General features: G+C 68.0%; 23 protein-coding genes and 2 pseudogenes. 12 read left to right on the plus strand and 13 right to left on the minus strand.

What is annotated here, in order from left to right:
* Positions 1-3: 3 nt before the first annotated feature.
* The 6 genes from KLK06_RS11335 to KLK06_RS11360 all read right to left on the minus strand — a co-directional run bounded on the left by KLK06_RS11335 (position 4) and on the right by KLK06_RS11360 (position 5,295).
* Complete coding sequence (locus tag KLK06_RS11335; protein WP_214635307.1) at positions 4-693, minus strand: ABC transporter permease; 690 nt, start codon at positions 691-693, stop codon at positions 4-6.
* Positions 690-1,403, minus strand: coding sequence for an ABC transporter ATP-binding protein (locus KLK06_RS11340; RefSeq protein WP_214635308.1), 714 nt, complete (start codon positions 1,401-1,403; stop codon positions 690-692). Before KLK06_RS11340 ends, KLK06_RS11335 begins: the two co-directional genes overlap by 4 nt.
* Before the next feature lie 404 nt (positions 1,404-1,807).
* On the minus strand, positions 1,808-2,221 hold the full coding sequence (locus KLK06_RS11345; protein ID WP_214635309.1) for a hypothetical protein: 414 nt from the start codon (positions 2,219-2,221) through the stop codon (positions 1,808-1,810).
* A gap of 569 nt (positions 2,222-2,790) precedes the next feature.
* Positions 2,791-3,213: a type II toxin-antitoxin system VapC family toxin gene (locus KLK06_RS11350; protein WP_214635310.1), complete on the minus strand. Its 423-nt coding sequence runs from the start codon at positions 3,211-3,213 to the stop codon at positions 2,791-2,793.
* Positions 3,210-3,530, minus strand: a complete 321-nt coding sequence (locus KLK06_RS11355) for a type II toxin-antitoxin system Phd/YefM family antitoxin (protein WP_214635311.1) — start codon at positions 3,528-3,530, stop codon at positions 3,210-3,212. The genes KLK06_RS11350 and KLK06_RS11355 overlap by 4 nt, the downstream gene beginning before the upstream one ends.
* Before the next feature lie 625 nt (positions 3,531-4,155).
* A complete protein-coding gene (locus KLK06_RS11360) occupies positions 4,156-5,295 on the minus strand; it encodes a serine hydrolase (RefSeq protein ID WP_214635312.1) in 1,140 nt (379 codons plus the stop codon).
* Positions 5,296-5,512: 217 nt separating this feature from the next.
* On the opposite strand from KLK06_RS11360, the gene KLK06_RS11365 reads away from it, so the two are divergent.
* Together KLK06_RS11365 and KLK06_RS59755 are read left to right on the plus strand one after the other, a co-directional pair.
* Positions 5,513-5,806, plus strand: coding sequence for a hypothetical protein (locus KLK06_RS11365; RefSeq protein WP_214635313.1), 294 nt, complete (start codon positions 5,513-5,515; stop codon positions 5,804-5,806).
* A 198-nt stretch (positions 5,807-6,004) separates the two neighbouring features.
* Positions 6,005-7,378 (plus strand): annotated as a pseudogene (locus KLK06_RS59755) (BTAD domain-containing putative transcriptional regulator); the annotation flags it as partial.
* A 1,686-nt stretch (positions 7,379-9,064) separates the two neighbouring features.
* On the opposite strand, the gene KLK06_RS11375 reads toward KLK06_RS59755, so the two are convergent.
* The 3 genes from KLK06_RS11375 to KLK06_RS11385 form a co-directional block, all read right to left on the minus strand.
* Positions 9,065-9,901, minus strand: coding sequence for an ABC transporter permease (locus tag KLK06_RS11375; RefSeq protein ID WP_214635314.1), 837 nt, complete (start codon positions 9,899-9,901; stop codon positions 9,065-9,067).
* A complete protein-coding gene (locus KLK06_RS11380; RefSeq protein ID WP_214635315.1) occupies positions 9,898-10,923 on the minus strand; it encodes an ATP-binding cassette domain-containing protein in 1,026 nt (341 codons plus the stop codon). Before KLK06_RS11380 ends, KLK06_RS11375 begins: the two co-directional genes overlap by 4 nt.
* 114 nt (positions 10,924-11,037) lie before the next feature.
* The gene (locus KLK06_RS11385) at positions 11,038-11,505 is read right to left on the minus strand and encodes a MarR family winged helix-turn-helix transcriptional regulator (protein WP_214635316.1); all 468 of its coding nucleotides are present in this window, start codon (positions 11,503-11,505) and stop codon (positions 11,038-11,040) included.
* A 166-nt stretch (positions 11,506-11,671) separates the two neighbouring features.
* On the opposite strand from KLK06_RS11385, the gene KLK06_RS11390 reads away from it, so the two are divergent.
* The 4 genes from KLK06_RS11390 to KLK06_RS11405 all read left to right on the plus strand — a co-directional run bounded on the left by KLK06_RS11390 (position 11,672) and on the right by KLK06_RS11405 (position 15,484).
* A complete protein-coding gene (locus tag KLK06_RS11390; RefSeq protein ID WP_214635317.1) occupies positions 11,672-12,892 on the plus strand; it encodes an MFS transporter in 1,221 nt (406 codons plus the stop codon).
* Between the two features lie 118 nt (positions 12,893-13,010).
* Complete coding sequence (locus tag KLK06_RS11395; RefSeq protein ID WP_374197109.1) at positions 13,011-13,826, plus strand: aldo/keto reductase; 816 nt, start codon at positions 13,011-13,013, stop codon at positions 13,824-13,826.
* A gap of 155 nt (positions 13,827-13,981) precedes the next feature.
* Positions 13,982-14,995 (plus strand): aldo/keto reductase, encoded by a 1,014-nt coding sequence (locus tag KLK06_RS11400; RefSeq protein WP_214635318.1) that lies wholly within the window; start codon positions 13,982-13,984, stop codon positions 14,993-14,995.
* A gap of 54 nt (positions 14,996-15,049) precedes the next feature.
* A complete protein-coding gene (locus KLK06_RS11405; RefSeq protein ID WP_214635319.1) occupies positions 15,050-15,484 on the plus strand; it encodes an SRPBCC family protein in 435 nt (144 codons plus the stop codon).
* Between the two features lie 194 nt (positions 15,485-15,678).
* Here the strand turns inward: KLK06_RS11405 and KLK06_RS63015 are convergent.
* Positions 15,679-15,813 (minus strand): annotated as a pseudogene (locus KLK06_RS63015) (S1 RNA-binding domain-containing protein); the annotation flags it as partial.
* A 420-nt stretch (positions 15,814-16,233) separates the two neighbouring features.
* Between KLK06_RS63015 and KLK06_RS11415 the strand changes: the two are divergent.
* From KLK06_RS11415 to KLK06_RS11440, 6 genes are all read left to right on the plus strand, one after another.
* On the plus strand, positions 16,234-16,587 hold the full coding sequence (locus KLK06_RS11415; protein WP_214635320.1) for a DoxX family protein: 354 nt from the start codon (positions 16,234-16,236) through the stop codon (positions 16,585-16,587).
* A gap of 76 nt (positions 16,588-16,663) precedes the next feature.
* Positions 16,664-17,170, plus strand: coding sequence for a carboxymuconolactone decarboxylase family protein (locus KLK06_RS11420; RefSeq protein ID WP_214635321.1), 507 nt, complete (start codon positions 16,664-16,666; stop codon positions 17,168-17,170).
* A 195-nt stretch (positions 17,171-17,365) separates the two neighbouring features.
* Positions 17,366-18,295 carry a CPBP family intramembrane glutamic endopeptidase gene (locus tag KLK06_RS11425; protein WP_214635322.1) on the plus strand — a complete coding sequence of 310 codons (930 nt, stop codon included), beginning with the start codon at positions 17,366-17,368 and terminating at the stop codon, positions 18,293-18,295.
* A 275-nt stretch (positions 18,296-18,570) separates the two neighbouring features.
* Complete coding sequence (locus KLK06_RS11430) at positions 18,571-19,068, plus strand: RNA polymerase sigma factor (protein WP_214635323.1); 498 nt, start codon at positions 18,571-18,573, stop codon at positions 19,066-19,068.
* A 48-nt stretch (positions 19,069-19,116) separates the two neighbouring features.
* A complete protein-coding gene (locus KLK06_RS11435; protein WP_214635324.1) occupies positions 19,117-19,689 on the plus strand; it encodes an RNA polymerase sigma factor in 573 nt (190 codons plus the stop codon).
* Positions 19,682-20,554, plus strand: coding sequence for a CU044_5270 family protein (locus KLK06_RS11440; RefSeq protein WP_214635325.1), 873 nt, complete (start codon positions 19,682-19,684; stop codon positions 20,552-20,554). Before KLK06_RS11435 ends, KLK06_RS11440 begins: the two co-directional genes overlap by 8 nt.
* Positions 20,555-20,586: 32 nt before the next feature.
* Here the strand turns inward: KLK06_RS11440 and KLK06_RS11445 are convergent, their stop codons facing one another.
* From KLK06_RS11445 to KLK06_RS11455, 3 genes are read right to left on the minus strand one after another with little or no spacing between them, the layout of a single operon-like run.
* Positions 20,587-21,075 (minus strand): hypothetical protein, encoded by a 489-nt coding sequence (locus KLK06_RS11445; protein WP_214635326.1) that lies wholly within the window; start codon positions 21,073-21,075, stop codon positions 20,587-20,589.
* Positions 21,076-21,117: 42 nt separating this feature from the next.
* The gene (locus KLK06_RS11450) at positions 21,118-21,654 is read right to left on the minus strand and encodes a GNAT family N-acetyltransferase (RefSeq protein WP_214635327.1); all 537 of its coding nucleotides are present in this window, start codon (positions 21,652-21,654) and stop codon (positions 21,118-21,120) included.
* Between the two features lie 15 nt (positions 21,655-21,669).
* Positions 21,670-21,879, minus strand: a complete 210-nt coding sequence (locus tag KLK06_RS11455; RefSeq protein ID WP_214635328.1) for a hypothetical protein — start codon at positions 21,877-21,879, stop codon at positions 21,670-21,672.
* Positions 21,880-22,072 lie beyond the last annotated feature (193 nt).

Below are 22,072 nucleotides of genomic sequence, written 5' to 3' on the forward strand. Positions count from 1 at the left end.
TCGTCACTCCCATCGGAACAGCGCTGCGGCGATGGCCGTGCCGGCCACGATTATCCCGGTGAGGATCACGATCGGGAAGACCGCGGCGGTGCCGGACCACCCGTCACTCAGTGCCTGCACGCCCGGGGTCAGCGGCAGGAAGTCGCCGATCTGGCGCAGCGAGTCCGGCAGCGCCTTCCTGGGCACGGCCGCGCCGGCCAGGAAGATCATCGGGAACATGACCAGCATCCCGATCAGTGTCGCGCCCCTGGTGTTGCGCACGACCGCTGCGATCACGAACCCGAGCGAGCAGACCATCACCGAGCACAGCAAGAAGGCGGCGGCCAGCAGGAGCACGTTCCTCGGCGCCTCGACGTCGAACACCACGATCGAGGCGACCACCAGCACCACCGCCCCCGCCAGGGCCGCGACGACCTGCGCCACAAGCTGGCCGGCCAGCAGCAGGACGGGGGAGATCGGCGTGGCGGCCAGCCGCTTGAGCACCTTGCGTTCGCGGTAGGAGGCCACGGTGCCGGGTAGCGCGCCCATCCCGCCGATGGCGGCGATCATCGCGATGTACCCGGGTACGGCGCCGCTCTCGCCGCGCTTCAGCACGAGCAGCATGAGTGGGAACGCCATCATGAAGAATAGCGAGGCGGGGTCGCGGAACAGCAGCCGCAGCTCGGTGGCTGTGAGAGAGGTGAGCGCCTTCATCGGTCCGTACCCTCCAGCGCGAAGTAGGCCTCTTCCAGGGAGGCGGTGCCGGTCCCAGCGATGATCTCGCTCGGGCTGCCCATGGCCCTGACCCGGCCGCGGGCGAGGACGGCGATCCGGTCGCAGAGCGCCTCGGTCTCGTCGAAGTAGTGGCTGACCAGCACGACAGTGGTGCCGGCGGTCTTGAGATCCTTGATCAGCTGCCAGGTCTCCCTGCGCGCGATCGGGTCGAGGCCCGTGGTCAGCTCGTCGAGCACGACTACCTCGGGGTCGCCGACCAGGGCGAGCGCGAGCATCAGCCGCTGCTTCTGGCCGCCGGACAGGTCGCCGAAAGCCTTCCGTGCCAGCGGCCCGAGCCCCCAGCGTTCCATCACCTGCCGCCAGTCGTTCCCGCTCTGGTAGAAGGAGCCGAACATGCGCAGCGCCTCGGCGACCTTGATCCGCTCCGGCAGCGAGCTCTCCTGCAACTGCGCCCCGACCCGCTGCGCCAGCGCCCGCCGCCTGCGCGCCGGGTCCTCGCCGAGCACCCGGACCGTGCCCTCGTCGGGCCGCGTGAGCCCGATCAGGCACTCGACGGTCGTGGTCTTGCCCGCCCCGTTGTGGCCGACGAGCCCGAACGTCTCGCCGGTCCGTACCGTGAACGTGACACCGTCCACGGCGTGCGTGCCTCCGTACGTCTTGCGGAGGTCTCTCACTTCGATGGCTTCCATGCTCAAAGCCTCGTGCGACGGCGAGCCGTACGGCATCGCCCATCACGTCGCCCGGCATCCTCCATTCGAGGGATGCCATCTGCCGGGGCGCTGTGGTCGACTGGAGCGCTGGAGCCGATGACGGTGACGGGATAGGCCGCGCCTGAGCGCGGCCTGAGGGGCGCTCTCTGCGGATGTACCTGGTCGGCGAGGGTGCGTGACTATCTGAGTGACTACGATCTCTCTTCCGCTGGAAGTCGTGTATCAGTATTTCGGCGCCGGCACGCTGTCTGCACACGCTGCCTGGTGCCTGTCCAGAAGTGGTCCAGCGCGAGAGCCCACGTTCGGCTACCACCCTGCGCGGACGGGGTCGTGTCCCAGTTGCGTACGCCGGGTGGCGGGGTGCTCGCTGCTTTTCGGACGGCTCAGTTGTAGGGGTTGTCGTAGGTCACGGATTTGGTGCGACTGTTGTAAGTATTGCCGGGATAGAACCAGCCGCCCGTCACGTACAAGGTGACGTTCGCGAGGGTGGTGGAGTGGGTGTATTCACCGTCGTAGAGGAATAGGGACACCTGGCACCCGGGGGGAGCAGCCGCCGTACCCGTCTGGCCCGGATAGAAGACGGTGCTGCCGTTGACGGAGACGTAGAAGTTCGGCATGGGGTAGGACCCGCTCCCCCAGCACAGCCGGAGCGCGTACCTGAACTTCGTGTTCCCGTCGTCGAACGCCAGCGTGCCGGTCAGCTGGGCGAGCATGATCGACGGGCCGGCGTTCGAGGTCACCGTGAGGGACACGGCCTGGTCTGGACCGTAGGCGGCGTGTGCGGGAGTGACGGGCATCAGGATTGCCGCGAGTGTTGCGATGGCGATGGCGACAGAGCTGGCCGCACGACGTGCTTTGGAACGTATCAATTCCAACCTCGTCTCTTTCATGATGTCGGCGGAGCGCGCACGGAGAATATTGTCGGGGCCTCCAGGCGTCCAGATAGACGATGGAGAGCCACTGATTCGGCCCGGCGTTAACTTGTGCCACGGCAGCTTGCGCGTGGGTAGGCGAGGCGGGCCACCAGGTCGGGGATTAGACCTGCGGAGCCGTAATACCGGCATGATGGGTGAAATTTTCATTTCACCAGGACGCGGTCGACTCCTGCACTGGAGACGGCTAGACCGGCGTGATCGTTACTCACTGAGCGAGATGCACGCTGATTGCTGTACAGCAGTCCTGTACAGCAACATCGACGCATACGAGCGCGCGGCATCAGTCAGCATCTGCCGCTTGACCAGGACGAAGCCGTTGGGCGAATTAGCCTGGTTTAGCTTCCGTGCCCGTTGCGTCGTCGGCTGTCCAAACGGGGTGATCAAGAGCGTTCAGCGAAGCTTCTCCATCCAGGCCGCAGGGCCGGCTTCCCTCATGCACTGCCCCACTGTGGCCGTGTGACCGGGACCACGGCGAGCAGGTGGTCCAGGCCTTTGAAATCCTTGGGATTGCAGGTGTAAAGGGGGAGGCGGTTCGCGATGGCCACGCAGGCGATCATCAGGTCTGCTGTTCGGGGGCGGGGTTTGCGTCCTGACGCGATGACGGCGGTCCACAACTGGCTGTACTCGCGGGCGGCGGTGTCGTCGAAGGGAAGAGGGTCGAACTCGGCCTCGGCGGTTTGAAGGATCTTCATTCGCTGCGCGAGTTCCTGTGCGCCGGAGGCCGCCAGTACGCCGACCGACAGCTCGGCAGTGGTGATGGCACTGATCATCATCTCGTCGGGCAGCTCGTCGGGGTCGATTCCGGCACGCAGGATGAGGATGTTGGTGTCCAGCAGCCCTTGAGTGAGAGTCATTCCCCGTCCTCTGCGAACTCGCCTCTGCTGTAGGCGCGATCGTAAGGGTCGTAGAGGTCGTCGTCGACGTGACGGTCCATGTCCTCGCGGTATTTCTGGTCGTCCAGTCGCGGCATGCCGCGGGACACTGCGGCGAACTCGGCGCGCGAGACGGCCCGGCGCCGACGGCGGATGGGGACCAGGTCGCCGATGTGATGACCGTTGCGTGTGACGGCGTATCGCTCGCCGCGTTCCAGGCCGTCCATGATCTCCGCTGACCGGTTGCGCAGGTCGCGTTGGGAGATTTGATGGGAGTGCTCGGGCTCAGGAGTGCTCACTCGTCAACTTTATCTCAGCGTGCTATCTGGTGCTACACGGTAGCACCCTCAGTGTCGCTGGTCCGGTTCAGCAAGGTCCGATGAGCTTCGAAGAGCGGCTGGGCCTGTCCGCAGGGCCGAGGTTCTCAGCGGCGCGACGTTCTCTGAGCGCTCGGCTGAGTGCGTCGCGGAGCGAGTTCGCCTTCCTGGCCGAGACCTACCGCGAACTGACCTCGCCGACTACGGTGAGCCATGGTCTTCACCATGGATCGCAACATGTCCGGGTCATCGGCCTCGATCTGCCTCGCCAGCTACTCACCGGGCATCACACTGTTGTCTGCGGCCATCGCCTTGTTCTCTTTCGATCTTGAACTGCGCACTCGAAGGATCACGCGATGGCCGTCCCCATTTCACGACGCCACACCTGTCACCAGGCCAAACTCATGCACTACTCCCGTGGTTCGGTTCGTGAGGTCCGTACGTGGATCCGTGCCATATGCAACCATGTCCACGAGGAGCCGGACCCTGGCGCCCTGGGCGGTGCCGAACGTTTCGCCCGCGACGCTTGGCCTGATGCCGGGCGCACATGTTCCTGACGTGACTCGCCCTCGGGAACCCCCAGAGAAGTCAGGACTAGACGCCAGTGCTATGAGGCAGAAGCAGGGCAGAACACCGATATGAGGGCTTTGTCGACGCGCATCCCCACAGCGCCGCGCTCGGCATCGTTCGCGGCCACCGTCACGGAGACCGCGAACTGCAGCTTCCCGTCCGGGGAGGTGTAGGTCACGGCGACGAAGCCGGGAGCGCTGCCGCCGCGTGGCTGGAAGCTGGGGTTACCTTCGCACAGGCCGCCCTGCGGCGGTGGCTGCTGGCCGGGCGCCGGGTCGGTGATCACTTTGCTCAGGGAGTCCGGCAGTAGCTTGCCCTGAGCGAACGCGCGTTGGAAGGCACTGATGTCGTGCGTGGTGGAGACCACGCCGCCGGCGCCCAGCATGGTGGTGGGGTTGAGCTTGTCGACATCGAGCAGCTTGCCCGTCTCATCCACCATGTAGCCGTGCCCATGCGGGCCCTTGATCCCCTCGGCGGCCTTGGCCGGCAGGTAGGTGTCCCGCATGCCCAGCGGGGTGAAGATCCTCCGCTTGAGCTCGGTCGCCAGCGAATTCCCGGTCAGCTTCTCGATGATCATGCCGAGCAGGATGTAGTTGGTGTTGGAGTAGTTGAAGGTCCCGATCTCCGATGGCCGTTGCTGCTTGCGGGAGGAGGCCAGCAAGTCGACGGGGCGATACGTGATCGTGGAGTCGAGCGGGTCGATGTCGGGGGTGAGGAAGTCGGGGATGCCCGAGGTCTGCTGGATCAGGTTGCGTACCGTGATCTCGTCGGCCCGTTCCACGAGATCCTTCTCCGCCACCTCGGGGAGCAGCTTGCTGAGCTTGTCATCCAGCTTCAGCTTGCCGCTCTGCACGAGTTGCAGGGCAGCGGTGGCGGTCATGTTCTTGGTCTGTGAGCCGATCCGGTAGCGGGCGGTGGAGGGGATCGCGCCGCCCCGGCCATCGAGCAGTCGGGATCCGGCCGACCCCTTCCCGGCCCGCTTACCGTTCACGTACACCTCGCCGATGGCGCCCACCACGTGGCCACTCTTTACCAAGGCCTCCATCGCCTCCTGCACGTCCCCTACCTTGACGGAGGCGTTGTCCGTCGACGCGATGGCGGGCGCGGACACGCTCAGAGCCAACGCCGCGCATCCCGCCGAGACGACGCGGGTGATGGCCGATTGACGCGAAACCATGAATCACTTCTCCTGGAAAGCCGAAGCTCCGATGTGAAGCTCCAGTCCTAGCCAGGGGACCGTTTCCTAGGCGTTTCCATCGAGCCGGTACGGGCCAGGCCCTGCCGCACCTTCCACCTCATGTCTTTGACCGCCTGCCTCGTGGGAAGCCGCGGCCTCGCCGCGAGAACTCCTGGCCGACATCGCGCACGGCCTGTCCTGGCTGTGGCGCGAACCTGTGATTCGAACGCTGGCCCTGCTCGACGCGGGAGACAGCCTGCGGTACGGCGCCGGCTACCTCCTGATCATCATGCTGGCCCAGCACCTGCACGCCAACGCCGCACAGGTCGGCATCGTCTTCGCCGGCGCCGCGATCGGCGCCCTTCTCGGAAGCCTCATGGCTCCCGCGCCCATCCGCCGATTTCCACTCGGGACGCTGTCCATCACCATGCTGTGCGACACCCTCACCAGCTCCTGGCCCTCGCAGCGAACACTGAGTAGAACGGTTCGCACGGCCACGGCGACGGACTGACGCGATGTTCGCCCGCGGGCGGTCATCGATGTCCTCACCTGTGGCGGCCTCTCGAGATGCCCTCGGTCACGCTCCCCACCGGTGACTCGTCCGTAAGCTGAGGGTGTGTCCCCCGCACTCGTCCTGCTCGACGACGTTCGCTGGCGGGGTGTGCGCGTGGTCGGCGATCGCGCGCAGACCCTGCTGGCCGTACTCGCCATGCACGGCCACGCGGGGGTCAGCGTCGAGCGCCTGGTCGAGGAGTTGTGGCCCGACGAGGAGCCGGCCAACCCGACGAAGGCGCTGCAGGTGGTCGTCTCGCGGACCCGGGCGGTGACCTGCGCCGACGTCGTGGTGCGGATCCCGCGTGGTTACCGGCTCGGGCTGCCCGCTGGTCAGGTGGACGCGCTGCTGCTCGGCGCGCTGGTGGAGCAGGCACGGGCCGCACTGGGCGAGGACGACATGGTGCTCGCGCGGCGCCGCGCCGAGGAGGCCATGGCTATCGTGGCCGGCGGCGTGGACGGCGCCGCGGGCCCACTCGCCGAGCTGAGAGGCGTCGCAGCAGGGTGGGTGGCTGAGGCACGGCGGGTGGCGGCGATCGCGCGGGGCCGGAGCGGCGCTCACGAGGGCGCGCTGCCGCTGCTGGAGGAGGCCGCGGCCGATCGCCCGCACGACGAGGAACTGCTCGCCTGCCTGCTGCGCAGCGAGGCCGCCATACGAGGTGCCGCCGCCGCTCTGGAGCGTTACGAGCGGTATCGCGCGGGCCTGGTCGCGCGGCTCGGCACTGGACCAGGGCCTGAGCTCGCCCGCGTGTACGCCGAACTCCTCGTCGCCGATCGGCCGGTACGTGAGGGCATCCTGTTCGACGGTTCCTCGCTGCTCGGCCGCGAGGGCGACATCCGTGCGGTGCACGCCCTGTTGCCGACCAATCGGGTGGTCTCCATCATCGGCCCTGGCGGACTGGGCAAGACGCGGCTGGCACATGTCGTCGGCAGGAACGCCACGCAGCCCATCGCTCACTTCGTCGAGCTCGTCGGCGTCTCCTCGCCGGAGGGCGTGGTGGGCGAGGTGGGTTCGGTGCTCGGGGTTCGGGACTCGGTCAGCGGGCGTCGTGTCCTGACCGCCGAGCAGCGCTCCGACGTACGCACCCGGATCGCCCAGCATCTCGACCAGGCTCCGGCGCTGCTGATCCTGGACAACTGCGAGCACGTGATCGAGGCCGTCGCCGACCTGGTGGCTTTCCTGACCGTGACGACCCGCGACCTGCGGGTGCTCATCACCTCGCGTGCTCCCTTGTCGATCCCCGCCGAACGCGTCTACCTGCTCGGCGAGCTGCCCACGGGCGACGCGGTGGAGTTGTTCCGCCAGCGCGCCACGGCCGCCCGCCCGGGTGTGCGGATCGACGAGAAAGTGGTCGAGGAGGTCGTCGCCCGCCTCGACGGGCTGCCGCTCGCGATCGAGCTGGCCGCGGCCAAAGTGCGGGTGATGTCGGTGGAGGAGATCGCGCGGCGCCTGGCGGACCGATTCGCCCTGCTGCGCGGGGGGAACCGTACGGCCCCCGACCGGCACAAGACGTTGCTCGCGGTCATCGACTGGTCGTGGAATCTGCTGGAGGAGCCAGAACGGCGGGCGTTGCGATGGTTGTCGCTGTTCGGCGACGGGTTCACGCTGGCCGTGGCCGAGCACGTACTCGGCCCGGACACCCTGCGCGCCGTGGACGCGCTGACCGAGCAGTCGATGCTGAGCGTCCGCGAGACGACGTACGGCCTGCGCTACCGGATGCTGGAGACCGTCAGGGAGTTCGGGCGGATGCGGCTGAAGGAGGCCGGCGAGGAGGCGCCCGCCCGGGCGGCGCAGCGGGCCTGGGCGACGGCGTACGCCCTCGAACACGCCTTCGCGCTGTTCAGCCCGGCGCAGTTCGCGGCGGCCGACGCGTTGCACGCCGAGGAGAGCAACCTTGCCGAACTGCTCCGGCAGGCTCTCGGCGAGTCCGATCCCGTCACGACGATCCAGTTGCTGGCCGGCGTCGGCGCGTTGTGGTCGATCCGTGGCGACCACTTCCGGGTGTTCGTTCACCGGGGCGCGATCACCCAGGTGATCACCGACTGGGTGCCGCCGCCGTACCTCGTGGAGGCGACCAGGGCCGCCATGCTGATCGCGCTCATGAACATCATGATCGTCGCCGACCGCCGCGACGATCCGCTGCGCGATCTCCTCCGTACGCTGCCCACCAGCGACACGACAGATCCCCGCCTGTCGGCGCTGGCCACGGTGCTGATCGCGTGCGACGTGCGCGATGGCGCCGACATGCGCCGCAGGCTGGCGGAGTTGTGCCGGAGCGCCGACCGTGACGTGGCCTTGGCGGCGATGCAGATGAACGTCCAGATCTTGGAGAACGCGGGCGACGTGACCGAGGCGGTCAAGGCCGCCGAGCGAACCCTGACGATGATCCGCGAGGATGAGGGGCCGTGGTCCGTCGCGATCATGCACGCCGTGCTGGCCCACCTGGTCATGCAGCTCGGCGACCGCCGGCGGGCGGTCGGACACGCGCGGACCGCCATCCCGGCGCTGAGTCGGCTCGGCGCCACCGACGACGAGACCCAGCTCCGCGCGCTGCTGCTGGTCTCCGCGCTCGCCGACGGCGATCTCGACACCGCGGAGGCCGAGCTCGCCGAGATCACCCGGATCAACGACAACGAGGCAGTGCTCGGCGGGGTGGCGATCGTCTCGTTGTGCGCGGCCGAGCTCGCCCTCGCCCGCGGCGAGACGGCCGCCGCGCTGGCGGAATACCGCCGGGCCGTCCAGCGGGCGCACGACCTGCGCCTGCCCGGGGTGTCGCGCGCGGAGCTCACGTTGTGGACGATCATCGCGGTGTCGGTCACCCTGACGGCGTACGCGTACCACGCTCCTCCGGAAGACGTCCGGTACGGCGAGGAGCTGTTCTCCACCGTCCGGGGCTACGACCTGCTGACCGTGAAGAATCCCGTCCTCGACTACCCGGTGTGCGGCTCGATGCTCTTCGCGCTCGGCGCTTGGGGGCTGCTGCGGGGAGCTATGTCCCCCCGCGACGCGATCAGGTTGCTGGTGCTGGCCGAGCGGTTCGCGTACAACGGCAGCATGCCCAGCATGACCTTCGAGCGGATCGAACCGTACGCGGAGCGGGCCGCGCCCGGGATGATCGCAGCCGTGCGCGCCGAGTACGGCGATCGACGTGGCCCCGACCTGCTCGACGAGGCGCGCGGCCTCGTTGAGCAGGTCTCCGGCCGTGACGGGCGCAGGTCACATGTGCCGCTTGTAACTGCGTACCGACAGCGGCGCGAAGATCGCGATGACGATCAGGCACGCCAGGAGCGTCCAGGCCACCTCTCCGCTGACGAGGGCGCTGTTGGCGAGGTCGCGGGCGGCCGTGACCAGGTGTGAGACCGGGTTGATCCGGACGAACGCGGCCAGCCAGCCGGGCAGGGTCTCGACGGGGACGAACGCGTTCGACAGGAACGTCAGCGGGAACAAGATCATCATGGAGATGCTCTGGACGGCCTGGGCGCTCCGGGCGATCGTGCCGACCCAGGTGAAGACCCAGGCCAGAGACCAGCCCGTGATGATAGCCAGCAGGATCGCGGCGAGCACGCCGCCCGCTCCGCCGCCCGGGCGGTAGCCCATCACCAGGCCCATGCCGAAGGTCAGAGTGGCCGCGATCGTGTAGCGCAGCAGGTCGGCCACCATGGGGCCGGCGAGCGGCGCGATCCGGGCGATCGGCAGCGACTTGAACCGGTCGAAAACGCCCTTCTCCATGTCCTCGCGGAGTTGCGTGCCCGTGGCCATGCACGTCGTCAGCACGGTCTGGGCGAGGATGCCGGGGATCATCAGGGGGAGGTAGCTCTCCACGTCGCCGGCGATGGCGCCACCGAAGATGAAGGCGAACATCGCGGTGAACAGGATCGGCTGCAGCGCCACGTCGAAGAACTGCTCCGGGTTGCGACGCATCTTCTTGAGCGCCCGCCACGCCATCGTCAGGGTCTGGACGATCGTCTCCCCCGTGGAGACGCGCCGCCGGGCGGCCGCCACGCGGTCGGCGGCCCGTACCGTCTCGCGGGCGGGTGCGGTCATGGTGCTCATCGGTTCTCCTCCGTGCCGGTCTCGTCGTCCCCGTCCGTCCCGTGGCCGGTGAGGGCGAGGAACACCTCGTCCAGGCTGGGCTTGGCCACGCTCACCGAGGAGATCGACACCCCGGCGGCGCGCAGTGCGATCAGTACGTCCGCGGCCAGGTCGGCCTGGTCGAGGGCGACGTTGAGGCGGCCCTGCTCCGGGCTGAGGACCGGGTCGGAGCCGAGGACGCGCCGCACGACCTCCACGGCGGTGGGCACCTCGTCCGGCTCGGCGAGCAGCAACTGGAGGGCGGAGTTGCCGACCGCTGTCTTCAACTCGTCGGGGGTGCCCTCGGCGACTTTGCGGCCGTGGTCGATGACGGCGACGCGATCGGCGAGCTGATCGGCCTCGTCCAGATATTGCGTGGTCAGCAGCACGGTGCAGCCGTCGGCGACCAGACCGCGGATGGTGTCCCACATCTGGCCGCGCGTGCGCGGATCGAGGCCGGTGGTCGGCTCGTCGAGGAAGATCAGCGGTGGCCTGGTGATCAGGCTGGCCGCCAGGTCGAGGCGCCGGCGCATGCCACCGGAGAACTGCGCGATCGGTCGGTCGGCGGCCTCCTCCAGGCCGAACTGGCCCAGCAATTCGACGGCGATGCCCCGGGCGCGCGGCGCGGCGATGCCCTGCAGGCGGCTGAAGAGCCAGAGGTTCTCGCGGGCGGTCAGGTTCTCGTCGACCGACGCGTACTGTCCGGTGACGCCGACCAGCTGGCGGATCATGTGCGGGTTGCCGGCCACGTCGACCCCGAAGATCTCGGCACGGCCCGCGTCGATCTTCAACAGGGTGGCCAGCATCCGCAGCATGGTGGTCTTGCCGGCGCCGTTCGGGCCGAGGACGCCGAAGATCTCACCGGGGCGTACGTCCAGGTCGATCCCGTCGACGGCACGGTGCCCGCCGAACGTCTTCACCAGCCCTTCCGCACGTACGGCCAGATCGGTTCCTCCGCCGGAGGCCGGGCCGCCCCCGGTACGTCCGAGTTCTGTGATGCTCATGGCTTCACTCTCGGCCGCGCCGGTTTCACGGCACCCTCAGCCGGTTTCACCGGTTGCCGGGAGCTCCATGTCGATCACGGCCGACGGCGCGCAAACCCCGGCTTGCCGGGAAGGTCACACAGGGACCGGACGGCTCTGCAACTGCTCGACCGCGTGGACGAGGGGGGCGAGTTCGGGTGCGGCGGCTGCCGCTTCGAGGGCCTCGCGCAGGGCCGCGTTGTTGGTGGGGCGGGCTTCCTCCAGCAGGTGCCGGCCCTTGTCGGTGATGTCGGTGTAGATGCCGCGCCGGTCGGTGGGGCACAGGTAGCGGGCGAGCAGGCCGCGGTTCTCCAGCCGGGTGACCAGGCGGGTGGTCGCGCTCTGGCTGAGGATGACGGAGTCGGCGACCTGGCGCATCTGCAAGTGGCCGCCCTCGCCGTCGTGCTGCCGGCTGAGGACGTCGAGCAAGGAGTATTCACGTGCGCTCAGGTCGTGTGCGGCCTGGAGCGCGCGTTCGATGCTGCTCTCGATGCGCCCGTGCAGTAGCGAGAGCGCAGACCAGCTGTGGGCGAGAGCGGTCATCGCAGGGTCTGTGGCGGTCATGTCGGCTCCCTCGGTCCGGGCGGTCGGCTGAGGCGCACCGCGGAACGGCACCCCTTAGTCACGTACGCCACTATACCGCGTTTGCCATATGCCGCGTCTGCAATTATTGTTCATGCCCGTAAGGCGCTTGCGCACTACTTTTTCGTCTGCATCGTAAGGACACGTCATGCCGCTCGCACTGCTGGCCCTGGCCATTGGGGCCTTCGGGATCGGTACCACCGAATTCGTGATCATGGGGCTGCTGCCTCAGGTCGCCGGCGACCTCGGAGTCTCCGTGCCGACGGCCGGCCTGCTCGTCACCGGTTATGCGCTCGGTGTCATGATCGGAGCGCCGATCATGACGGTCCTCGGTACCAGGATCTCCCGCAGAAACATGCTCATGCTGCTCATGGGCCTGTTCATCGTGGGGAACGTCATCTCCGCCGTGGCTCCGGTCTTCGCCGTCATGCTCGTCGGCCGGGTCGTGGCCTCGCTGGCCCATGGCGCCTTCTTCGGCATCGGCTCCGTGGTGGCCGCCGAGCTGGTAGCACCGGAGAAGAAGGCCGGGGCGATCTCCATGATGTTCACCGGGCTGACCGTGGCGAACGTGGTCGGCGTCCCGCTGGGCACCTTCGTCGGCCAGAGCGCGGGCTGGCGCGTCACCTTCCTGATCGTCGCGGGGCTCGGTGTCGTCGGCCTGGCCGGTGTCGCCAAGCTGGTCCCGAACCTCCCCAAGCCCGAGGGCGTACACCTGCGGCACGAGGTGGCAGCGCTCATCAACCCCCAGGTGCTGCTGGCCATGGCGATGACCGTGCTCGGCTTCGGAGGTGTTTTCGCCGCGATCACCTATATCGCGCCGATGATGACCGAGGTCAGCGGCTACGCGGACTCCTCCGTGCCCTGGCTGATGGTGCTCTTCGGACTGGGCATGGTGGTCGGGAACCTCATCGGAGGACGGTTCGCCGACCGCCGGCTCATGGCGATGCTCTTCACGGCCCTGGGCGGTCTCGCGGTCGTCCTGGCGCTGTTCACTGTCGGCGCGCCGAACAAGGCCGTGGCGGCCGTGGCCGTCTTCCTCATCGGCGCGCTGGGTTTCGCCACCGTCCCCCCGCTCCAGAAGCGGGTCCTGGACTACGCGCACGGCGCCCCCACCCTGGCGTCGGCCGTCAACATCGGTGCCTTCAACCTGGGCAACGCTCTCTCCGCCTGGCTCGGCGGCATCGTGATCTCCGCCGGGTACGGCTACACCGCCCCCAACGCCGTGGGCGCGGTGCTCGCCGCCGCCGCTCTCGTCCTCGCGCTCGTCTCGCGGCGCCTGGAGCGCCGCTCTGGGCCCGTCGCCGCCCGGTCGCAGCAGCCGGCCACCGGGCGGGCGGACACGCCGGACGCTGAAGTCGTCCACCACTGACCCCCGGCGCGCGCTGCCGCGGTGGAGCGCCCCCTCGTCTTTCTCTCCGCTCTCCCGCCCCTCTCGCGCAACCGGCGCGAGAAAGAACACCCCAGAAAGGACATCGACCGTGACGTCGATTCCGAATGTGACGCTGAACAACGATGTCGCGATGCCGCAGTTGGGCTTCGGTGTCTTCCAGGTCCCCGATGACGAGACCACTGCTGCGGTCACCAGCGCCCTGGAGGCCGGCTACCGCAGCATTGACACCGCCGCCATCTACGGCAACGAACGCGGAGTCGGCCGCGCGCTGGCCGCCTCCGACATCCCTCGCGAGGAGCTGTTCGTCACAACCAAGCTGTGGAACGACGACCAGGGCTACGATGCGACCCTCGCGGCCTTTGACACCTCCCTGGAGAAGCTCGGCCTGGACCACGTCGACCTCTACCTGATCCACTGGCCCACTCCGGCCCGTGACAGGTACCTCGACACCTGGCGCGCCTTCGAAAAGCTGCTCGCCGACGGCCGGACCCGCGCCATCGGCGTGTCCAACTTCCAGGTGCCCCACCTCCAGCGCCTGCTGGAGCACACCGGCATCACCCCGGTGGTCAACCAGGTCGAGCTGCACCCCGCCCTCCAGCAGAGCGAACTGCGTGCCTTCCACGCGGAGCACCGCATCGCCACCGAGGCATGGAGCCCGCTGGCCCAGGGCGCCGTTCTCGGAGCCCAGGCCATCGTGGACATCGCCGGTAAGTACGGCGTCAGCCCCGCCCAGGTGGTGCTGCGCTGGCACCTCCAAACCGGCAATGTGGTCATCCCCAAGTCGGTCACCCCGGAGCGCATCCGCCAGAACCTCGACGTCTTCGGCTTTGAGCTGAGCGACGACGCCATCGCCGCGATCACCGGCCTCGACACCGGCACGCGCACGGGCCCGGACCCCGACAGCCTCAACTGATTCGCCGCCTGCGCACGAGCCGTCCTGAACGCCGTTCCGCAGGTGGACATCCTCGTCAACGACCTCGGCATCTTCGGCGCGGGCAAGTCCGCTGACGACGCACGAAAGCGCCGTCCAGCCAAGGGCCAAGAACCAAGGAAGAGAAGGCGCTCCTTATGAGCCTCACCACGCTGCTGCCCGGTCGTCTCGGATTCGGCACCGCACCGCTGGGCAACATGTTCCGTGCGATCCCGGAGGAGGAGGTCCAGGCGACGCTGCGGGCCGCCTGGGACCAGGGGATCCGCTACTTCGACACCGCTCCGTTCTACGGCGCGGGCCTCGCCGAGATCCGTCTCGGGGAGATGCTCGCCCAGCACCCGCGGGACTCCTTCGTCCTGTCGACGAAGGTCGGCCGGATCATTCACGACGAGAGCGAGGATCCCGCCGGCCGCGACCTCGGCGAGAAGGGCGGCTTGTTCGAACACGGCCGGCCGAACAAGATGACCGACGACTACTCGGCCGACGCCACCAAGCGCTCGATCGAGGACAGCCTCCAGCGACTACACACCGACCGGCTGGACATCGTCTGGGTGCACGACATCGCCCAAGACTTCCACGGCGACCGTTGGCTGGCCCAGTTCGAGATCGCCCGCACAGGCGCCTTCCGCGTCCTGGACGACCTACGCGACCAGGGCGTCATCAAGGCGTGGGGGCTCGGCGTCAACCGCGTCGAGCCGATCGAGCTGACCCTCGCCCTGGACGAGCCCCGCCCTGACGGCTTCCTGCTCGCAGGCCGCTACACCCTCCTCGACCACCGCCAGGCACTGCAGCGGCTCCTGCCCGCCGCTCAGGAGCAGGGCGTCGACATGGTCGTCGGCGGCCCCTACAGCTCCGGCGTCCTCGCCGGCGGCACCCACTTCGAGTACCAGCAGGCCCCGGCCGGCATCGTGGTGAAGGTCCGGCAGATCAGCGACCTCGCCGAGCGCTACGGCGTGACCGTCAAGGCGGCGGCGCTCCAGTTCTCCCTGGCCCACCCCGCCGCCGCGGCGGTCATCCCCGGCGCCACCCGCCCCTCGCGCATCTCCGAGGACCTGGCAGCCCTGCGGGAAGAGATCCCCACCGGCTTCTGGACCGAACTCCGAGCGGCCGGCCTGCTCGATCCTGCCGCGCCGCTGCCGACCGGCGCCTGAGCCACCCGCGCCGCAACGCCATCAACCACCCTGTACGCAGCAAGGACACAGATCATGGCAACCACTTCAGTCAACCAGACCGTCCCGGCCGGCCCGGAAGACGTCTGGGGACTCATCGGCGGCTTTCACGCCCTGCCGGACTGGCTCCCCTACATATCGGAGAGCACCCTTCAGCAGGGCGGCCGCGTCCGCAGCCTCCGCACCAGCGACGGCGACGTGATCGTCGAACGACTGACGGCCTACAGCGAAGCGGAGCGCTCCTACAGCTACACCATCCTCCAAGCGCCCTTCCCCGTCACTGACTACCTCGCCACTCTGTGGGTCTTCGCCCTGCCCGGCCGCCCGGACGCCGCCGAGGTCCAGTGGAGCGGCCGCTTCGTACCCGACGGGGTGAGCGACGCGGAAGCGGAAGCACTGTTCGCCGGCATCTTCCGCGAGGGCCTCGATGCCCTGCACGCCACGCTCACAGCGCGACGGCAGTCGGCGTAGCATCGCCCAAGCTCCTCAGCCGGTTTCACCGATCCTCCACACAGGCCGCCATGGAGTGACGGCCTGCTCCCACACGCCGCTGGTCGTGGTGATGGACGACGGCGAGCCAGGCCCTGCCGCACCTTCCACCTCATGCGGTGAGGTCGGCCAGCTGGCATAGGTCTCGGAGTGTGCTGTTTCCCGTCCAGGTGCCATCAAGGCGACCGAGGAGCAGAGTCGGCCTTTTTGCGGGTTTCGGCGAGCTCGTCCACGTGCACCAAGCCCTCAATGCCTTCTGCCACGCTGACGAAGGCTCCGAAGGGGACGAGCTTGGTCACGGTTCCGTAGAACTCTTGTCCCTCGTGAGCCGCGTCAGCGAACTCCTGGAAAGGATCAGGTTCGAGTGCGCGAAGGGAGAGCCTGGCTTCGCCGTTCGTGGTGTCGAAGCAGAGAACGGAGCAGGTGACCTGTCATAACTGGTCCCGTCCCAGAAGCGGCCGCCTCCTGTAAGCACTCCGTTGGAACATGACAATCGCCACGGAACCCTGTGCCTATCGCATGCCCGATGGGACGGGAGACGAGACGGATCGACGGCCCCTGTCGCAGTTGCCCTCACCAGTTCGACGAGACAGCGCCTGACATTTCCAGCAGTTGTTTCGTCGGACTACTACGACACCGGGTCGCAAGGCTCGAACACCGCTGGGATCGAGCGGCGATCAACGATGCACTCAACGGAAGTTCTTGCAGCAAAAAAGCGCAAAGGAGGGCTCATGTTCGCCGCTTATGCCACGGTCACCATCTTCGCCTCGGTACTGTACGGCAGCGCCGCCGTCGTCTACCTGATCGGCCACGAATTTCCAAAGGCTCAGGCGGACATGAAGCGCTTGCCACGGTCGTGGGTACCGGTGTTGGGCATGTTGCTGGCGGCGGGCTCTTTGGGGCTGTTGGGCGGGTTCGCTGTGCCAATGCTGGGGACACTCGCTGCCGCTGGCCTCGTGCTCTACTTCATCGGCGCGCTCCTCGCGCACCTGCGAGTGGGTTCCCGCAAGCTCGTGAATTGGGCCGGATTCTTCGCCACCGCGGTGGCCGCACTTGCCGTGAACCTGGTCTACCACTGGTCGTGATCCCCGTGATCGTCCCCGCAGCCGGCCACTTCGTGATGGTCGCAAGCCCCAAGAGATTGAGAAGGGAAACCTCGCCATGGCCACGCCCACGACAACCGAGCAGGACGACCTCCGGTCGCGTCTGCCCGACCCTGCCCAGTTCTTTCCCGAGGTGGGAACAATCGCCGGAGCCATGCTCAAGGCCACGCTGAACGGTTCGATTCCGCAGGCCACCGTCAACCTGGTGCAGCTCCGCGCCGGGCAGATCGTCGGCAGCACGTACCACGCCGTCCGGCAGACCGGCCTCCTCCGCCGGGCCGGGGAGGCAGAGGAGCGCATCACCGCCGTGGCGTCCTGGCGGGACGCCCCCTACTTCACCGACGCCGAACGGGTCGCACTGGAGCTCGTGGAGGCCGTCCTCACCCCGAACCCGTCCGGGGAACGCGTCCCCGACGAGCTGTACGCCAAGGCATCCACCCACTACGACGACAAGGCCCTCTGGACACTCACCCTGGTGATCGGCCAGATCTGCTTCTTCATCCCCGTCGCTCTCATCGCCAAGCCGATCCCCGGTAAGCCCCCTGGGAAGAATTACCGCACGTAACGTCCGCCAGGTTCAGGATGAGACGGCAACTTGGGGCGCGTGCTCTACCCTTCCTGGCCAATGCTCTGAGCTGCGCGTTCTCTCCGCGGTACCCCTAGCTATACCCCCATTGGGGCGTACGCGGGAACGACTGGGAAGGCCCTCGGCTGATGTGCTGATCACTGTCAGTCAAGCGCTCCTCCCAGGAGAAATAAAATGGCAGTCAACAGCCGGCCGGATATCGAGCAGCAGCCGAGTCAGACCGGGCTGCGGGGTTTCATCCGTCGCCGTCCACTGATCAGTTTCTTCGTCCTGGCCAACCTGCTGAGCTGGGCCGCCTGGGTGCCTTACATTCTCTCGGCGACCGGCCTGGGGGTCTTGGATTTCACATTCCCCTCGCTGCTCGGTAGCACGCAGCTCCTCGGCGTTCTCCCTGGCGCCTATCTCGGTCCCATCCTCGCCGCGTTCATCGTGACCGTGGTGGCGGATGGCAGGGCAGGCCTCCGCCGGTGGGTCGGGCGGATGACGAAGTGGCGGGTCAGCTGGATCTGGTACGTCGTGACCGTCGTCGGCGTTCCGGCCGCCATCATCCTTGCCGGTCTCGCGGTGACCAACGAAGATATCCACATGCCGCCCGTCGCCGTGCTGGTGGCCTACCTGCCGGGGCTGCTGCTCCAGATGGTCACCACCGGTCTGGCGGAAGAGCCCGGCTGGCGTGACTTCGCCCTGCCCCGCCTGCAGCGCAGGTTCGGTCCGCTGGTCGCCACCTTCGTCCTCGGTCCGCTGTGGGGCCTCTGGCACATGCCGCTGTTCCTGAGCGAGTGGGGCGAGTGGCCGAACGTCACCCCGATCAGGGTCGCCGAGTTCGTCGCCTTCTGCTGCGTCTTCAGCGTGATCGTCACGTGGGTGTTCAACCGGACCGGCCAGAGCCTGCCGCTGGTCATGCTGCTGCACGTCAGCGTCAACAACTTCATGTCGATCGCCTACTCGGACATGTTCCCGTCGATCGCCAGCGTCGAGCAGGCGTCCCACGTCACCCTGCTCGCGGGCGCCACGGCAGCGATCGTGGTGCTCGTCGCGACCCGAGGCCGCCTCGGCTATCGACCGGCCGAGCAAGCCACACCGGAGGTCGCCCATCAGAACTGACCGACAGCGCCACGAAAAGCGGGCGTGGGACCGGAAAACCGGTCCCACGCCCGCTTTGCGTCTTGCCCATGGACTTCTGTGATCCGCAACCTAGATCAGCCGAGAACCCCAAGGATCGGTGTCGCACAGACACTCCCGATCGCAGACCCAGGCCGGCCGCGCCCGGTGAGACGGGCGCTGCTCCCGGCCGAGACCCGCCGGAACTCAGGGGAAGGCGAGGATCGTCTGCGGACAACAACAGGTGACCAATGTCCCGCCGACCACAAGGCCGTTGAATGAATGAGCCACACCTGGCCGATCCCCCGGGCGACGCCCCACCGTCGCAGGACGACGCCGTGGTGATCGAGCGGTCCTGGGACGAACCCGAGCGTTTCGGCGCCGTCTTCGACGCGCACTACGCGGAGATTCACCGGTACGTCTCCCGCCGACTCGGTCCGCACGCCGCCGACGATGTCTGCGCTGAGACGTTCGCCCTCGCCTTCCGTCAGCGTCGCCGGTACGACACGAGCCACCGCAGCGCCCGCCCCTGGCTCTACGGCATCGCGACCAACCACATCAGCCGATACCGCCGCGACGAGGTCCCGGCAGGATGCTGGGCTACTGGGCGGTCGTGGACTCTGGCTGGAACGACACCAAGCCCACCCTTCCCGATGGGTCCTTCCGGGAGAAAGCCGGAGGATGAAGCCGGGACGCGTGGAAGACGCGCCCGGCTGCTGAACGGCCGCTCTTCGGGGGCGGGAAGAAGATGCGGGCATGCGGCGAAGGATGGATGAAAGTAACAATCACCATCCGGAAGGCACACTTATGACGGAGACGGGCACGTGACCGCCGACGTGGGCGAACAGGTGACCGACGCCGATCTCGTCGCCGGCTACCGGGGGAACTCCGAGCTGTTCACCGCCGTGCATGACCGGTATTTCCGCGACATCTACCTGTACGTGGCGGGCCGCCTCGACACCCAGGTGGCCGAGGACATCGCGGCGGAGACGTTCCTGCTGGCGTTCGACCGGCGTGACCGCTTCGACCTGGAAAAAGGGGGTTTGCGGCCCTGGCTGTTCGGCTTCGCCACGAACCTGGTGGCCAGGCACCGCCGCAAGGAGGCCCGCCACTACAAGGCGCTGGCCCGGCTGGACCCCGCGCCGGTCGTGGAAGGACACGAGAACCGGGTCGTCACCTCCGTGACCGCCCAGCGCATGCAGCCGCACCTGGCCATGGCGCTCGCCTCGCTGAACGGCGGCGAACGTGACGTGCTGCTGCTCCTGGCGCTGGGCCAGCTCAGTTACGACGAGATCGCCCAGGCGCTCGGCATTTCCATCGGCGCAGTGGGCTCGCGGCTCAGCCGGGCCCGCGCCAAGATCCAAGCCCTCATCGACAAGGAGACGACCCATGAATGACCTGGAAGAGGTCGCCACTCTGCTGGCCAAGCCGGAGCCGTCCGCTCAGGCGGTCGCGCGCAGCAGGGACCGCCTCCAGCAAAGGACGCGGGCGGGCCGGGCGCGCAGGCGCGTCGGCTGGTTCGTGCCGGGAGTCGCCCTGGTCGCCGCCGGGGCCGCCGCAGCGGTCGTGCTCGCCACGGGGGCGCCCACGAACGACGGCGCCCCGGTCTCTGGCAAGGAGGTCCTGCTCATGGCCGCCGTCGGCGCGGAACGTACGCCCCAAGGTTCTGGGACGTACTGGCACGTCACGCGTCAGTGGTCCAAGGCGGAAATGCCGCCGATGGAGAGCTGGACCGCGCGCGACGGCAAGCGCTGGACCAAGGGCGAGCCCGGGGATCCTCCCGATGCCCTCGTACCGGCGCCGGCGTGGAAAACGCTCAGACTCAAGGGCGCCAAGGTGAGCTTCGAGGACCTCGAAAGGCTGCCGACGGACCCGGAGGCGCTGAAGGCGTGGATCGCCGAGCGCAAGGGCAACGAGAGCGACATGTCCGGATCCGAAATCCAAGGTGACCCCACGTTCCCCCTGCTCACGCTGATCACGGAGCTGCCGGCACCCGCGGAGGTCCGCTCCGCGGCGTTCCGGGCGCTCGCCGCGACGCCGGGAGTTGAGAACACGGGCGCGGTCGAAGGCGGCCAGCAACTGCGCTTCCCTGATCCTGAAGGCGGTAAGAGGGGCATCGAGCTGGTCGTCGATCCCGAGAAGGCCCAGGTGGCCCGCGCCAATCTCATCCTCGCCAGCGACGGCGGCGTGGCGTGGAGCAAGAAGTTCATCTCCGTGACCACGGAGTGGACGGACCAGCTTCCTTCGGTGAAGAAGAGCTAGCCCGTCAAAGATGAGCCGGCCGGTGGCCCGCACTAGCAGGAGTGGTCCTCCACGGTCGTGGAGAGCGTGGAGGTCACGCTTGACTTCGGTGTGTCGGGTTGCGGAGGTGAGATGCGCAGGCAGTACACGCCGTCCACATCGTCCGATCTGATCTCGAAGTCGTCCGTCGGCCGGTTCGCGCCGTAACCGGCGGCCCGCACGGCCGAGACCTTGACCGATCCGTGCGGCGGTCCCGCTCCGGTCTTCCTGATCGCCTCGTGGATCAGTTCTTCGTAGCCGGTGAAGAGACTCACGGTCTGCGGCTCCGCCTCCAGCGCGCGGGCAGCTCCGTGGACGGCGTCCCGCAGCTCTCCCTCACTCCAGTTCGCGCGGTCGTTGACGTAGTACATCCCGCCTACCGCGAGCAGGAGGGAACCCACGATGAGGGCGACGCCCATGGGGTGCTTCGGGTTGTACACATAGCGAGCCGTCCCCCACTTCGAGCGGACGAAGACCGGCTCGGCACCCTGTTCTCCATCCATACGGCATCCCTCCTTGCCCAACGTCGGCTCCCTACCGATGAATCACGCGCTCGGTACGCTGATCTTGATCCAGTAACGCCGCGCCGGGCCGAGTTCGGTGTCTCGGATACCTTCGAGGACGCCACCGTGGCGCTCGATCGTCTTCACCGAGGCAACGTTGCCGGCCGCGCAGACAACCAGCACCTTGTCCATGCCCAACTCTCGCGCCTCGTCAAGCATCCGGCCCAGCGCCCAGGTAGCCAACCCGCGCCGGCGCGCGGACGGCCGGATGCCGTACCCGATGTGGCCGGCCCACTCCACGAACTCACCGAACCCGTGCCTCAGCGCGATCCCGCCGAGCACCCGGTCGCCATCGACGATCCACCGGTACGTGCACGGCGCCTCGCCGACATCCGCTGCCTTCGCCTGATCCGACTCGTCGACCAGCCGCGCCACCCAGGCCGCGAACCCGGCCGTCGACTCGACCTCATCCGACGGCAGCAGCCCGAACCCGTCCTCATGGACGCCGGGCCCCCACTCGGCATGCGCCTCGAGCCAGGCGGCGTGCAAACGTGCGGTGGGCGCGATCAACTCCGGCATGCCACACTATATCGATCAAGCCGACGCCAGGTCGCGGCGGTGGGTGCGGTCGGCCATCCCGAAGCCGTAACCGCCGCCAGGGCTGGGTTGAGCGCCGTCGCCCTGACTGTCGCGGGAACCGCCCTGACGATCCCCGGCACCGCCGCGCGGCGGCGGCTTCATCCAGGGCTCGACGTCGTACGCGATGGGCGACCGCCAGGGCACCCACACGCTGGTCAGCAACATCAACGGCGACTGCAACGACTTCCTACCATTGCCCCATGCGACGGTACCGGCTCGTGTACAGCTACACGCTCAGCCGAGGCCGAGGTGGCGCAAAGACGATCACGTCCGTAATCATGGTGCGCGTCCGCATCGCGATGACAATCCTCTGCCGAACCGCTCAGCAGACGCACCAAAGATCACGAGTACGGTGTTG

The organism is Nonomuraea sp. NEAU-A123 (genome assembly GCF_018603905.1).
Taxonomy (GTDB): Bacteria; Actinomycetota; Actinomycetes; order Streptosporangiales; family Streptosporangiaceae; genus Nonomuraea.

What these genes read in the sequence shown, in the direction of transcription:
- KLK06_RS11430 (WP_214635323.1), top strand. Translation starts at nt 18,571, where the DNA reads ATGAATGAGCCACACCTGGCCGATCCCCCGGGCGACGCCCCACCGTCG.
- KLK06_RS11335 (WP_214635307.1), bottom strand. Translation starts at nt 693, where the DNA reads ATGAAGGCGCTCACCTCTCTCACAGCCACCGAGCTGCGGCTGCTGTTC.
- KLK06_RS11445 (WP_214635326.1), bottom strand. Translation starts at nt 21,075, where the DNA reads ATGGATGGAGAACAGGGTGCCGAGCCGGTCTTCGTCCGCTCGAAGTGG.
- KLK06_RS11375 (WP_214635314.1), bottom strand. Translation starts at nt 9,901, where the DNA reads ATGAGCACCATGACCGCACCCGCCCGCGAGACGGTACGGGCCGCCGAC.
- KLK06_RS11390 (WP_214635317.1), top strand. Translation starts at nt 11,672, where the DNA reads ATGCCGCTCGCACTGCTGGCCCTGGCCATTGGGGCCTTCGGGATCGGT.
- KLK06_RS11380 (WP_214635315.1), bottom strand. Translation starts at nt 10,923, where the DNA reads ATGAGCATCACAGAACTCGGACGTACCGGGGGCGGCCCGGCCTCCGGC.
- KLK06_RS11345 (WP_214635309.1), bottom strand. Translation starts at nt 2,221, where the DNA reads ATGCCCGTCACTCCCGCACACGCCGCCTACGGTCCAGACCAGGCCGTG.
- KLK06_RS11400 (WP_214635318.1), top strand. Translation starts at nt 13,982, where the DNA reads ATGAGCCTCACCACGCTGCTGCCCGGTCGTCTCGGATTCGGCACCGCA.
- KLK06_RS11450 (WP_214635327.1), bottom strand. Translation starts at nt 21,654, where the DNA reads ATGCCGGAGTTGATCGCGCCCACCGCACGTTTGCACGCCGCCTGGCTC.
- KLK06_RS11425 (WP_214635322.1), top strand. Translation starts at nt 17,366, where the DNA reads ATGGCAGTCAACAGCCGGCCGGATATCGAGCAGCAGCCGAGTCAGACC.
- KLK06_RS11385 (WP_214635316.1), bottom strand. Translation starts at nt 11,505, where the DNA reads ATGACCGCCACAGACCCTGCGATGACCGCTCTCGCCCACAGCTGGTCT.
- KLK06_RS11360 (WP_214635312.1), bottom strand. Translation starts at nt 5,295, where the DNA reads ATGGTTTCGCGTCAATCGGCCATCACCCGCGTCGTCTCGGCGGGATGC.
- KLK06_RS11455 (WP_214635328.1), bottom strand. Translation starts at nt 21,879, where the DNA reads ATGTTGCTGACCAGCGTGTGGGTGCCCTGGCGGTCGCCCATCGCGTAC.
- KLK06_RS11415 (WP_214635320.1), top strand. Translation starts at nt 16,234, where the DNA reads ATGTTCGCCGCTTATGCCACGGTCACCATCTTCGCCTCGGTACTGTAC.
- KLK06_RS11440 (WP_214635325.1), top strand. Translation starts at nt 19,682, where the DNA reads ATGAATGACCTGGAAGAGGTCGCCACTCTGCTGGCCAAGCCGGAGCCG.
- KLK06_RS11405 (WP_214635319.1), top strand. Translation starts at nt 15,050, where the DNA reads ATGGCAACCACTTCAGTCAACCAGACCGTCCCGGCCGGCCCGGAAGAC.
- KLK06_RS11350 (WP_214635310.1), bottom strand. Translation starts at nt 3,213, where the DNA reads ATGACTCTCACTCAAGGGCTGCTGGACACCAACATCCTCATCCTGCGT.
- KLK06_RS11420 (WP_214635321.1), top strand. Translation starts at nt 16,664, where the DNA reads ATGGCCACGCCCACGACAACCGAGCAGGACGACCTCCGGTCGCGTCTG.
- KLK06_RS11340 (WP_214635308.1), bottom strand. Translation starts at nt 1,403, where the DNA reads ATGGAAGCCATCGAAGTGAGAGACCTCCGCAAGACGTACGGAGGCACG.